Consider the following 12,611-nt stretch of genomic DNA (forward strand, 5'->3'; position numbering starts at 1 on the left):
CCGCCGCCGGGCAACCGGCGGACACCCCTCACGCCAGGCGTGCTTTCTCCGGCAGGAAGGTCACCTGCGGTGCGCCCGTACGCGGATGGACGGCGACCTCGGCAGCCACGCCGTACACCTCGTCCAGCAGCCGCGGAGTGAGCACGTCGGCGGGGGTGCCGGAGGCCGCCACTTCACCGTCGCGCAGCACGTAGAGGCGGTCGCAGTAGTACGCGGCGAGGTTCAGGTCGTGCAGGGCCACCAGCACGGTGGCGGGCAGCCGGCGCAGTACGCCGAGCACCTCCAACTGGTGCCGTACGTCCAGGTGGTTGGTGGGTTCGTCCAGTGCCAGCAGCGACGGCTGCTGCGCCAGGGCGCGGGCGATGAGCACGCGCTGGCGCTCACCCCCGGAGAGCCGGTCGAAAGTGCGGTCGGCAAGGCCGACCGAGTCGACGGCCTCCAGGGCCGATTCGACGAGCCGGTTGTCCTCGGCGCTGTCGCCGTCCAGCAGACGCTTGTGCGGGGTGCGGCCCATCGCCACGACCTCCCGCACGGTCAGGTCGAAGTCCGCCCCGGCGTCCTGCACCACGGCCGCAAGGGTCCGTGCCAGCCGGCGCACGGGCAGCGACCAGGCGTCGGTGCCGTCCACGCGTACGCACCCGGCGTCGGGGCGCAGCACGCGGTAGACGGCGCGCAGCAGACTGGACTTGCCGCTGCCGTTGGGGCCCACCAGGCCGACCACCTCACCGGGCCGTACGTTCAGGGAGACGTCCCGCACGAGGTGGTGTGCGCCGGCGGTGAGAGTGACGTCCTCGACGTGCAGCTCGGTCGCGCTCATGCCACTCCTCGGTCGGTGTTCCGCCGGGCTTCACGGCGCATCAGCCACAGGAAGAACGGCCCGCCGCACAGCGCCGTCAGCACGCCGACGGGGATCTCCATGGGGGCGGTCAGGCTCCGCGCCGCGATGTCGGTGCAGACCAGGAAGACCGCGCCGCCCAGCGCGGCCGCCGGCAGCACCCGGCGGTGGTCGCCGCCCACGAAGAGGCGGACGATGTGCGGCAGCATCAGGCCGACGAAGGCGATCGGCCCGGCCGCCGCCACCAGCACGCCGGTGACCAGCGAGAGGAGGACGAACATCCGGGAGCGGAACCGGGCCACGTCCAGGCCCATCGTCGTGGCGGCCTCCTCGCCCGCCAGCAGCAGGTTCAGCGGCCTGGCCTGGATCAGCAGGACCACGATGCCGAGCAGCAGCGCCGCGCCCGGCAGCCACAGCGAGTCCCACTGCACGCCGCCGAGGCCCCCGAGGGTCCAGGCGAGGACGGCTCGCGCCTCGTTGCCCTGCTCCGTCGTCAGCAGCAGCAGGTTCGTCACCGCGCTGAGCACGGCGGCGACCGCCACTCCGGACAGCACCAGCCGCACCGAGGTGATGCGCCCGCCCGTGCGGGCCGTCGTGTACACGAGCAGGAGCGTCAGCAGCGCCCCCGCGAACGCCGCCGCCGACAGCGACACCGGGCCGAACACGCTCACGCCGAAGACGAACACCGAGACGGCACCCAGCGACGCGCCCGAGGAGACCCCCAGCAGATAAGGCTCCGCGAGGGGATTGCGGACCAGGGCCTGCATGGCCGTGCCCACGAGCGCGAGCCCTGCACCCGTCACCGCCCCGAGCAGTACGCGAGGAGCCCGCACGTCCAGCACGATCGTCTCGCGCGCCTGCGACCAGGCCGGGTCCGGCCCGCCGGCGCCCAGCGCGTGCGCGACGATGCCCCATACCTGACCGGGCGGCACGTGCACGGAGCCGGTGGCCAGCCCCGCTGTGAGCGACGCCAGAAGCAGAACACCGAGGACCGCCAGGGTCACCGTGAAGGACCACCGGCGTGGCCGGTTTCCGTCGCGGTCTGCCTTGCGGTTCCCGTGACCGCTGCCGCGGGCGGCGCCGGAAGGGGGCGCGGAGGTCCCGGCGGGGGCCGTCACCGGAACCTCTCGGGATGCAGTCCGCGGGCCAGATCTCCGACCGCGTGCGACGGCCGTACGCCGACCAGGGTCGCGGTGAGCGGCACCACGACGAACCGCTTGTTCCTCACGGCCGGTACGCCGGCCAGCGCGGGCTGCGAGAGCAGGTACTTCTTCTTCCGCTCGACGTTCCCGGCTCCTCCGTAGTCGTAGATCGCGATGACTTCGGGTTTGCGGGCGACGACCTGCTCCCAGGACACGTCGCCGAAGACGTCGTCCAGGTCCGCGAACACGTTCCGCCCGCCCGCGAGTTCGATGATCTCGGTGCCGAGGCTCCTGCCGCCCGCGGTGAGCGCGGACTTCTCGCCGCTGTCGTAGACGAAGACCGGCACGGCGGGTTCGCCCTCGACCTTCCGGGTGGTGCGCTCCACGCGTGCCCGGAGGTCCTCGACCAGCTTGCCGGCCCGCTCCCGCACTCCGAAGATCCTGCCGATGGTGCGTATCTCGTCGTACGTGTCCTGCATGGACACCTGCTTCTTCCCGCAGTATTCGCGGTTGAGGTAGGTGTCGATGCCGGCGTCCGCGAACGCCTTGCGGGAGCGCCCCTCGTTCTTGGCGAACGCACTGCCGTAGCCGCCGTACACGAAGTCCGGTTCGGCGTTGAGGACCGTCTCGAAGGACGGTTCCTTCTTGGCCAGTTCCGGTACGGCTTCGAAGTCCTTCCTGAGCTCCGGCAGTACGGCGGAGTCGGGGAAGGCCGTGCCTGTCATGCGGTCCTTGAGCCCCAGCGACAGCATCAGCTCGGCGGGGTGCTGGTGGATGGTGACGGCTCGGGCGGGTGGCTTCTCGTACGTGGTGCGGGTGCCGCAGTTGTCGACCGTGACCGGGAACCCCTTCGCCGACGAGGGCGCTTCCTTGCCGTCCCGGGCGGTGTCGTTCGTCGTACCGCAGCCGGTCAGCACGGTCGCGGAGAGGGCCGCCGACAGGGCCGCGGTCAGTGTCGCGGTGCGAAGTGCCCGGCGTTTGCGGGCAGTCGGGGGGATGGAACGGGGGCGGGTCATGCACTCGTACACGTAGAGCCTCCTGGGGAGTCCGCGCTCCTCGGAACGGGCCCGCGACAGGCCAGTGTCCTGACTCCCGGATCGACGTTCCCCCGGCCTTCCCGCGCGCGTGCGCAGTGGCATGTCGAAGGGTGCACTCCCCGGTCACAGTGGCGGGACCGTGCCGGATTCGCACCGGCTTCCTGTCTCCCGTCGCGGTGATGACCAGGCGATATTACGTTCGGCCGCGCGGGAGGCAAAGAGTGCGGGGGGCCGGACCGGGCGCGTGGGCAACGGATTTGTCCCGGCGTCAGTTGCCCGGGGGCGCAGGCGAGCGGGGCGGCGCCGGACGCCGCCCCGCCGCTACCGGATGACGCGGTTGCGCGGTGCCTCAGGAGTGGTGCTCACGGGGTGGTGCTCACGAGTGATGCCCTCAGAAGGTGAACGGCCCCGGCGACTGGGGCGATGTGGCGGTGCAGTTCACCGTGATGGTGCCGAAGATCACGAGCTTCACCGACTTCGCCTCCATGACGTCGCCGGCGGCCACGGTGCCGTCCAGCGGGCCGGAGTTGACGTCGTCACCGGCGGACATCGCCGGGTTGGACTTGCCCGTGAAGGTCGCGGTGTCGCTGCCGTTCTTCGTCATGGTGAGCGTGGTCTCGACCGATCCGGCGGCCACGTCGATCGGGGCCTTCACGGCCGAGGACGAGAGAGTGATCGTCGCGGCGGTTCCGTCCTGCGTGGCCTTGAGCGTGGCCTCGCCGGAGCCGGCGCTTCCGCAGTCGGCCGACACGGTCGCCGTCGTCGGGTCGACGGCAGCCGCGGTCGGCGCGAACGCCAAGGCGCCCACCGCGAGTACGGCCGTACCCAGTCCAGTTGCGTACGCTGATCTGCTGCGTCCCATGGAAATGCCTTCCGGTTGTGGGGGAGTTGCATGACCACCGCAGTCGTCGCGTCACGTCTGACGCGCGGGGACGGTGTGGGGGGGTGCGGTGCGCGCTGCGGTCTCCACGGAGGCGAACGGCCGTTGCTCAGGCCGCACTCCGGGACGCCACAGTGTCTGGCCAGTCAGTTCACGCGTTGCTAATTGATGCGCGTGATGCGGGTGAACGCAAGAGTGCCTGTGGCCGACTTCAAGCCATCTCCGCGACGCGGGGCGGGGCTTGGCGGCGGGGGCCGCAGTCCGCCCGCCCCCTGCTGCACCAGAGGGCGCCCCGGGCTACGGTCCTCTGCTCGTGGTAGCAGACAGGCGCTACATGGACGACGTCAAGAATGGACGTGGGCGCTTACGAGTAAGGATCCGCTGAGAACTCCGGGTGGCGACTTGGGAAATCGTCCGGAAAGATGTCGAGGTTCTGCACGCCTGCGCACGCCCCTCCGTCCGCCATCCGGACCGGCTTCCGTCCGGCACCCTGAACTGCCCAACGGGGCGGGGGAGTCGGGGTTACAGGGAGCGAGCGGTACGGATGGGAGTCGTACCGGTAGATGCGGGCGGTGCGCCTGAAGGCGCAACAGGCAGGGTTCTGCTCGCACGAGCCAAATGTTCAGCTATCGGCTGTGTTGGGGGGCTGTTCCCGCGCAGAAGGGCGCACACCCAGGCAAGCGATGACCTTGATGGCCTCGGCGTCGAGAAACAATTGGAAGTAGAACCCGCCACGCTCCCTGTCGTCAACGTACCCAATCCGGAGTTCTTCCTCATCGAATTCTTTCAATGCGTGCATTGCCTGAGTGAAGCCGATGGAGGGTTGTTGAATTCTCCGGTTGTGTTTTTCTCTTCTGGCGTAGATGGATGCGACCCGGTTCGTATCGGTCGTTTCTTCCCAGACCGTGAATGGTGAGCCACTCGCGAGTGCTTCTGCGCAGCGGCTGGCTGGCTCGTCGCCATGCGATACGAGCATTAGTCTGAGTTCTTCCCTGTTCACAAACCATCGCTCCATGAAGAGAAGTGGGAAGCGCCGTACGGAGTATTACGTCGATCAAGGCCTGCGCCAAGGGCCTCTGTCTACGCTGATCTCAGCGCCAGATACAGTCCCACGTATTGCATGCTCCATCTCTTCGTAGCTCTCATGATCGGTGTCGTGGACCTGAATATTCCTGTCTGCGGGTATTTCGGACTCCCTCATTCTCATCACAATACCGCCCGGTCCGAGTTCGTCCGCAGCATCCAGGGCCACACCCTCATAGTCGTGAGTCCAGGAGGTGAAAATACTGTCGGTATAACCGCCAGCATGTCTTCCTGGGTCATCGTGCCCGCCGCGCGGCTCCGCGCGACCGGCGAGCGCATCGTTGTACATAGGGTGACCAGCGGGAACTCCCCGATATAGATACCCGTCCCCTGCGCTGCAGGGGGAGAGCCCGAGGACGTCAGTCCATGTGTGGGGGTTCTGGACGTAGGCCGCCGGGTTCGGCGCCGGTGCGAGCCCCAGGGGGTCCGGGGACGTGTAGCGGGCGGTCTCCGGGTCGTAGTGGCGGAAGTAGTTGTAGTGGAGGGCCGTTTCGGGGTCTTCGTACTGGCCCGGGAAGCGCAATGGCGTGTGGGCCGTGGCGTCGCTGTTGCGGGTGGTGGTGCCCCAGAGGGTGGTGCGGCTGTACCAGGCGATGTGGCCGGTTTCGTCGACGAGTTCGGTGGGGGTGCCCACCAGGTCGGTGACGATGGCGAAGAAGCGGGAGTCGTACTCGTCCTGGGTGAGGCCGTCCGTCGCCCGTGGTTTGCGTTCGAGCTGGGTGAGGGGCTTGTGGCCTTCGTGGTCCCAGGTGAGGGTGACGCCGGTGGTGGTGTCGGTCTGTTCGGCGAGGCGGGTGCCGTCCCAGGTGAAGTGGACGGCTTCGACGGGTGAACCGCTCTCGTCGAGGCGGTACTTGGCGGTGCGGCGGCCCATGGGATCGTAGGTGTAGCGCCACCGTGTTCCGTCTGGTGTGGTGCATGAGGTGAGGCGGTCCTCGGCGTCCCACTCGTAGCGCCAGGTGTCCGGCTTGCGGGAGAGGCGGCGCTTCTGACGCAGGGTCATGCGGCCTGCGGCGTCGTGTTCGTAGCGGACGCCGCCGGCGGTGAGGATGCGGGTGCCGGTGTACTGGCGTTCGCCGCGGGCTTCGGAGCGACCTGCTCCTTCGGGCCACCTCGCCTCGGTCTGGTTGCCTGCCTGGTCGTAGGCGTAGGACTCGGTCCAGCCGTCGGCCGTGACCGTCAACGGGCGCCCGGCCGGGTCGAGTTCCATCTGCTGCCGCGTACCGGTCACGTCGTCGGTGATGGACGTGAGGTGGTTGTCGGCCCGGTAGGTGTAGTTCCGGGCGCGCAGGGTGCGGCCCGGGGTTGCGAGGGCGTGGGCGACAGGACGGCCGGCCATGTCCCAGGCGGTGGTCAGCGCGACCGGGGACGTGTCGGAGCCGAGCGCGCGGGTGAGTTCCTGGCCGAGGGCGTCGTGGGTGAAGTCCAGGCGGTGGCCGTCGGTTGTGAGCGCAGAGCGGTCCCCGGTCGTGTTGTAGGTGAGCTCCGTGAGGGCGCCGGTGGGAGTGGTTCGGGAGGCGCGGCGGCCGAGCACGTCGTATGTGAAGCGTGTCGTGCGGCCGTCGACGGTCTCGGACAGGAGCCGCCCCATCACGTCCCGTGCGAAGGCGAGCGTGGAGGTGGGGGAGGTCGCGCGTATGAGCGCGCCGGCGGCGTCGTACGCGTACTCGGTGCGGATTCCCCCCGCGTCCTTCGCCGTCACTCGGCCCAAGTCGTCGTAGGAGTAGGCGATTTCCTGCCCGAGCGGCGTGGTGCGTGATGTGACGCGGCCCAACGCGTCGTGGGTGTATGTGACTTCGCGGTCGTCGAAGTCGGACTCCGCGGTCAGATTCCCGGCGCCGTCGTAGGTGTAGTCCCAGGTGAGGCCCTGGGGGTTGTGGACCTGAGTGAGGCGGAGTTCGGCGTCGTAGCCGAAGGCGTAGCGGACACCGTCGGGCCCGGTCCGGGCGGCGAGCTTGTCGAAGTGGGTGTACTCGAAGACCGTGGTGCCGCCGTGTGCGTCGGTTCTGCTCAGGCAGTTGCCCTCGCCGTCCCAGGTGAGGCGTTCGGTGCGGCCGTCAGGGGTGGTGCGCGCCGAGACGCGGCCTTCCACGGTCCACACGGCGCGGGTGACCGCCCCGAGGGGGTCGGTCATGGTGGTGGGCCGGCCGAAGGCGTCACGCTCGACGGTGGCGATCCTGCCGGAGGTGTCGGTGACGGAGACCGGCAGGCCCGCGTCGTTGTTGCCGTAGGTGGCGGTCGCCCCTGACGGGTCGGTGGCGGTGGCCACGGCGCCGGTGCGGTGATGCGTGAAACGGCTGGTCGTACCGTCCGGACCCGTGACCGCGGTGCGGTTTCCCCACTCGTCGAACTCCTGGGCCCACACGGCTCCGTCGGGTCCGGTCGCGGAGACCGGGAGGTTGAGTTCGTTGTAGGCCGCCGTGACGTGGCTGCCGTCCGGGAGGTGGACGGCGGTGACGTTGCGAGCCTCGTCGTACTCGTAGCTGGTCGTCGCGCCGAGCGGGTCGGTGCGGGAGAGGAGGTTGTCGTAGCGGTCCCACTCCGAAGTGGTCGTGTGGCCAAGGGGGTCGGTCTCGGCGACGATCTGGTGGAGGGCGTTGAGCTGGTAGACGGTGGTGGCCCCGGTGGCGTCGGTGAAGTGGGTGGTGCGCCGGACGCGGTCGTAGGACCAGCGGGAGGAGAGGTAGCCGTCCGGCCCGATCGTCTCGGTGACGCGGTTCGCCTCGTCGTAGACGTAGCGGTACGTGGAGTCGTTGCGGTCCGTCCAGGCGGTGATCCGGCCGTGCGTGTCGTAGTCGAAGACCAGGGCCTGGCCGCTCGAGTTGGTGACGTGTGTGAGGTTGCCCGTGGCGTCGTGGCCGTAGGACATCACGTCCACAGGGCCGTCGGGGGTGTTGAGCGTGAGACGGGTGAGGCGTCCGAGATCGGTGTGCAGGTTGACGCGGTAGCCGCCGGAGTGGACGAGCGTGGTGGGAGTGCCGTCCTCAAGGCGGGCGAGGGTGATCTCGTTGCTGTTGCGGTCCTGCCACCAGCGCAGCCAGTACCAGCCCGAGCGGTGAGCGGGGCTGTCCGCGAAGCCGCGTGTGATGCCGGTGTGCGGGTCGTCGATGCGGTAGGTGATCTCGCCGAGGGCGCCCGTGCCCTCCCAGCTCAGCGGCAGGCGCGGCCCTTCCTCCGGCATGACCTCGTCTTCGCCGTCGGCGGCGGGAAGACGCGGGTAGTACAGGATGGAACCGTCCTCGCGTGACCACCGCACTGCGCCCCTGTCGTCGACTTCGAGGCGTTCGTCGAGCGTGGAGGCCCAGGAGGGGCCGAAGAACTGGCCGTAGCGGTATGTCGACAGATGCGTCCGGGTGATCAGCAGCGGCAGCACGCCGGGAAGGGCCAGGTCCGTCTGGGGCAGCATCATCTCGCCGCTGGCCACGTCGACCGGGTCCGTCTTGCAGACCCTGTTCTGACCGTCGCGGCCGGTCAGCCGCAGATCCGACCCTGACTTGTCCATGGAGTCGGGCTTCACATGGCTGGAACCGCCGTCCGGTCCACCGCCGTTGGGCCCCCGGCCGTCGTTGCGGGAGTTGATGCCTTTGAGGTCGTCGACGATGGAGTCTTCGTTGCGTTTGTGGTTCTTGGAGGTGGTGCGGATGGCGCGGGTCATGCCGTCGGATATGTGGTCGCGCAGGGCGGGGCCTGCCTTCTTGGCGGCTTTGACGCCGGAGTCGATGAGGGCGTCGAAGGGGGCGGTGAAGGCGTCCTTGCCGCGGACGCGGCCGTGGCTGGAGTCGGCACGGTCGAGCTTGGACAGGGCGCCGGAGTCCATTTTCGAGCCGAGGCTTGCGAGGCTGGTGGCGGCGGTGTCGTGTTCGTCGTGGTCGACCTTGACCTTGCCGGTCTTGCCGGGTCCGGAGCCGAAACCGGCCGATCCGGGTGCGGAGTTGAGCTGGGTGGCGTCCTTGCCCTTGGGCGGTCCGTCGCCGCCGGGCAGGCCGAGTGCTTCGGAGCCGAGCTCGACGAGGAGGTCGGCGGCCTTGCTCTCCAGCTTGGCCACGACGGGCTCGGTCAGTTTCGCGACGAGCTCCTCGACGATCGCCTCGGAGGCTTCCTTGATGGCGCGGCGGATGGCCTCCCGGCAGGCGGCGCTCGCGGCGGCGCCGCCCAGGGCGGACAGGCCGCCGGTGAAGACGGCGGCGGCCAGCGAGATGCCGACGGCGGCGGCCATGACGCCGAGTTCGATCTCGGCTTTGCGTTTCATTCCTTCGATGAGCCCGGCGATGACGTCCATGGCGTCGGCGAAGGTGCGGGAGACGTCGGCGACGTCCTGGAGGTGTTTGGTCTTGACTTTGCCCCAGTGTGCTTCGAGGGCGTCGGCGGCGGCGCCTTCGCCGGAGGAGAGCAGCCGCTGGATCGCGCGGTGGGCCTCTGCTCCGTGGTCCTCGATGTCGTCGGCGAACTCGCGCAGGCCGGTGGCCATTTCGCGGTAGTCGTCCTCGTCCACGTTCGGGAAACTGATCCCGATGTAGTCCAGGACCTCGTCCGCCCATTCCGGCAGCGTGTAACCCACCGTCAACTCCCCCGTGTGCCCCGTGACTTCGCGCCCTCCCCAGGGCACTTGTCCGCCAGAATGCCACAGTGAACTCGGCGGAGCACGGCGATAATCGGACCCTCGCGGAACAGAACACGAGGTCAGCGGTGTACCCGCCCGTGCTGCAGCCGACTGGCACCGGCCGTTGCACGGGGACGTACGCGATGTCCGGGGTGAACTCCTCCTCCAGGCCGATGAGTTCGGCCGCCCGCGGCCGTCTGTCTCTGCGGAGCCCTCGGCCGAGGGCCGGCCGTCTGAGGAGGCAGAGATGAGCGAGAACCCCACCAACGACATGACCGCGCCCCGGCCGGCAGGAGCCGGCACGGCCCCGAGCCCCCTCCGGTCGCGGATCACCGCGCAGCCGGTCTGGCGGCTCGGTGTTCTCGTCGCCGTGGCCGGTGCCGCGGTCACCGAGGTGTTCGCGCTGGGTGCGCGCGGACTCGGCGTTCCCATGGAGGCCGCCTCCCCGGGCGCCGCGGCCGCCCAGGAGATTCCGCTCTTCGGCTTCGCGTTCGGAGTCCTCTTCAACTCCGTCGTGGGCATCGTCCTCGCGGTGGCCCTGGCCAGATGGGCGAAGCGGCCCGCACGGATCTTCCTGGTCACGACGGTCGTACTCACCGCGCTGTCGCTGATCCCGCCGGCACTCGCCCCGCACACCGCGGTCTTGACGCAGGTCGTGCTGGCTCTCTCCCACCTGGTGGCGGCTGCCGTCATCATCCCGCCGCTGACGCTCCGGCTGAAGCACGCCGAGGGGCGTTGAGGCGGCGGCGCGCGACGTCGCTCCGCGGTGGCCTTCCTGCGGTCCGCAGGCGCCTCTCAGTCCGAAGCCGCTTGCGGAACCGTTCAGATGAGCTCCCGAAGTGAGCAGACCGCCGCGGAACGACTCCTCGTACGCCGAGCGAACGTGGAGCATCCGAATTCGGTAACTTCCGTCACATCCTCGGTCCTACGGTGTATGGGCGCCCACACGGGGCACTCCGGCGTTCCGTAGCAACGAAGGAGTGTGTCCCCGTGGTCATCGGCATCGTCGTGGTCTGCGTCGTCCTGGCCGTACTCGCCTTCCTGCTGCCGCGGTTCTCGCACCGTCCGCAGCGTGGGGCGCAGCGCTCTCTGGGGGCCGGGACCCAGGTGGCGGGCAAGGCACCCGGGAAGTCCGGCCGCCTGCTCAGCAAGCCGTTCCGCAGCAGTTCGCGTGCTGTGGGCAAGAGCGGGCGTGCCGGCCGCCGGGCCCGCCGCCGTATGCCCTTCTGATACGCCGCCCGGCGCCCGTCGGAACCTCGTGCCCGGCCCCTGCCCCGGGATCGGGACCGGACCCGGACCCCGGCCCGCCCCCGTGTGCGGGGTGGGGCCCGCCGGATTACGGTCGTCGGAGGCGGCGATGAGCATGAACGCGTGAAGACATCGATACCGGCACGGCTCGCCCGGCTGTGCGCGTTGATCCTCGGCACCGGTTTCGTGGTCGTCGGCGTCATGCGGTTCGTACCGCTGTCCGGGCTGCCCGGCTGGGAAACCGCCGAGCCCCTGCACGGCACGCTGCATCTGGCCTCCGGGCTGCTGTGGCTCGCCGCGGGCCTGTGGGCGCCGCGGGGGTGGGGAGCCGCGCGGGCCGATCTGTCGCTCGGGCTCTTCTGGCTGCTGCTGGGAGTGTTCGGCAACCTGTCGCTGCTGGACTGGGCGGAACCGTTGTCCTTCGACGACAACAAGGTGCACCTCGCCGTCGGCATCCTGGCGACGGCGGCCGGCTGCGCCGCACACATCGATGACCGCCGCGCCCGTCGCCGGCCCGGTCGCGCCGACGGCGGATCCGGCAGCAGAGAGGACCGGGAATGAGCAACATGGACCGCCTGGAGCGGATCGCTGCGGAACTGCCGGAGGCGGAGCGCGTCGACATCGAGCAGTGGGGCGACCATCCGACCTTCCGCGTACGCGGGAAGAACTTCGTCTTCTGCGACGGAGAGGCCCAGCATCTCTCGCTCAAGCTGACACGGGAGGAGGCCGCGGCCGTCGTGGCGACGGACCCCGACGCCGAAGCGGCCGGTTACGGGCTGGGCCGACACGGGTGGATCGCCGTCACCCTCGCTCCGGACGCCGACGCGGAGCGCTGGCAGCAGGTCACGGAGTGGGTCCGTACGTCGTACGCACTCGTCGCGCCGAAGAAGCTGGCACGCGTGGTCCTCGAGGAGGACGGCACGCTCTGACGTCCGGGGCCGGGGAATCAGGAAGGCGGCCGACCGCGTTCGGCCAGCAGCCGCTGCACCGCCTGCCCGCCTCGCGCACAGGAGACGTCTCCCATGTCAGCCACGTCAGTCATGTCAGAGCTGGAGACCGATGAGATCGATGCCGTCGTGTTCGACGTGCTCGGCACGCTCGTCGACGAGCCCGCCGGTATCCGCGCCGGCATCCGCCGACTCGGCCCGTCGCTCGAAGAGGCCAGGACCGAAGAGCTCTTGTCCCTGTGGCATCAGCACATCGACCGCGAACAACGCCGCATCCTCGACGGCGTACGTTCCTACGTACCCGGCGACGTTCTGGACCGCGAAGCCGCCCAGCTTGTCGCGGACGCGGCCGGAGTCGGCGATGCGGCCGCCGTGGCGACGCTGGCCCGCTCGGGCCGCCGGCTTCCGCCGTGGCCCGACACCGTGCCGGGGCTCGCCCGGCTTGCCGAACGGTTCCCGCTGATCGGGCTCTCCAACGCGAGCCGGACCGCGCTGCTGGAACTCAACGCCCACGCCGGATTGCGCTGGCACCAGGTCCTGTCCGCCGAGGACGTCCGGACGTACAAGCCGGACCCGGCGGTCTACCAGCTGGCCGTCACCGTCTCCGGACGACCGCCCGAGCGGCTGCTGATGGCCGCCGCCCATGCGTGGGACCTGCGCGCGGCGCAGGAACTCGGCCTGCGCACCGCCTACGTGGCCCGCCCCGTCGGTGACCCGCCCCTGCCCTCGGACCGGTTCGACGTGCATGCCGAGGACGTGGCCGACCTGGCCCGGCAACTGGGCGATGCCCAGGGCCTGTCCGGCTGATCCCTCGGTCCGTCACGGCCGGCACCGCCTCT

The 12,611-nt window shown here is 69.8% G+C and carries 11 protein-coding genes and 1 riboswitch; of the genes, 5 read left to right on the forward strand and 6 right to left on the reverse strand.

The annotated features are described in order from the left end of the window. Positions 1-28: 28 nt before the first annotated feature. The 6 genes from AN215_RS27415 to AN215_RS27435 all read right to left on the reverse strand — a co-directional run bounded on the left by AN215_RS27415 (position 29) and on the right by AN215_RS27435 (position 9,535). Positions 29-817 carry an ABC transporter ATP-binding protein gene (locus tag AN215_RS27415; RefSeq protein ID WP_070010527.1) on the reverse strand — a complete coding sequence of 263 codons (789 nt, stop codon included), beginning with the start codon at positions 815-817 and terminating at the stop codon, positions 29-31. Then, complete coding sequence (locus AN215_RS27420) at positions 814-1,953, reverse strand: FecCD family ABC transporter permease (RefSeq protein ID WP_070010526.1); 1,140 nt, start codon at positions 1,951-1,953, stop codon at positions 814-816. Before AN215_RS27420 ends, AN215_RS27415 begins: the two co-directional genes overlap by 4 nt. Further along, complete coding sequence (locus AN215_RS27425; RefSeq protein WP_107374506.1) at positions 1,950-2,993, reverse strand: ABC transporter substrate-binding protein; 1,044 nt, start codon at positions 2,991-2,993, stop codon at positions 1,950-1,952. Before AN215_RS27425 ends, AN215_RS27420 begins: the two co-directional genes overlap by 4 nt. Before the next feature lie 42 nt (positions 2,994-3,035). After that, positions 3,036-3,217, reverse strand: a riboswitch (cobalamin riboswitch). A 188-nt stretch (positions 3,218-3,405) separates the two neighbouring features. Further along, the gene (locus tag AN215_RS27430; protein ID WP_070010524.1) at positions 3,406-3,876 is read right to left on the reverse strand and encodes a hypothetical protein; all 471 of its coding nucleotides are present in this window, start codon (positions 3,874-3,876) and stop codon (positions 3,406-3,408) included. Positions 3,877-4,516: 640 nt separating this feature from the next. Then, positions 4,517-4,894, reverse strand: coding sequence for a hypothetical protein (locus AN215_RS29660; protein ID WP_139140788.1), 378 nt, complete (start codon positions 4,892-4,894; stop codon positions 4,517-4,519). A gap of 54 nt (positions 4,895-4,948) precedes the next feature. Continuing rightward, positions 4,949-9,535, reverse strand: coding sequence for a DUF6531 domain-containing protein (locus AN215_RS27435; protein ID WP_070010523.1), 4,587 nt, complete (start codon positions 9,533-9,535; stop codon positions 4,949-4,951). A 289-nt stretch (positions 9,536-9,824) separates the two neighbouring features. Here AN215_RS27435 and AN215_RS27440 point away from each other — a divergent pair, with 289 nt between their 5' ends. The 5 genes from AN215_RS27440 (at position 9,825) to AN215_RS27460 (ending at position 12,579) form a co-directional block, all read left to right on the forward strand. Next, positions 9,825-10,316 (forward strand): DUF6069 family protein, encoded by a 492-nt coding sequence (locus AN215_RS27440; RefSeq protein ID WP_216093823.1) that lies wholly within the window; start codon positions 9,825-9,827, stop codon positions 10,314-10,316. Positions 10,317-10,567: 251 nt separating this feature from the next. Further along, positions 10,568-10,807 carry a DUF6411 family protein gene (locus AN215_RS27445; protein ID WP_070010522.1) on the forward strand — a complete coding sequence of 80 codons (240 nt, stop codon included), beginning with the start codon at positions 10,568-10,570 and terminating at the stop codon, positions 10,805-10,807. Between the two features lie 141 nt (positions 10,808-10,948). Beyond that, the gene (locus tag AN215_RS27450) at positions 10,949-11,386 is read left to right on the forward strand and encodes a hypothetical protein (protein WP_070010521.1); all 438 of its coding nucleotides are present in this window, start codon (positions 10,949-10,951) and stop codon (positions 11,384-11,386) included. After that, positions 11,383-11,754 carry an MmcQ/YjbR family DNA-binding protein gene (locus AN215_RS27455; RefSeq protein WP_070010520.1) on the forward strand — a complete coding sequence of 124 codons (372 nt, stop codon included), beginning with the start codon at positions 11,383-11,385 and terminating at the stop codon, positions 11,752-11,754. The genes AN215_RS27450 and AN215_RS27455 overlap by 4 nt, the downstream gene beginning before the upstream one ends. 111 nt (positions 11,755-11,865) lie before the next feature. Continuing rightward, positions 11,866-12,579: a haloacid dehalogenase type II gene (locus AN215_RS27460; protein ID WP_070010519.1), complete on the forward strand. Its 714-nt coding sequence runs from the start codon at positions 11,866-11,868 to the stop codon at positions 12,577-12,579. Positions 12,580-12,611 lie beyond the last annotated feature (32 nt).

This window comes from Streptomyces abyssalis (assembly GCF_001751365.1).
Taxonomy (GTDB): Bacteria; Actinomycetota; Actinomycetes; order Streptomycetales; family Streptomycetaceae; genus Streptomyces; species Streptomyces abyssalis.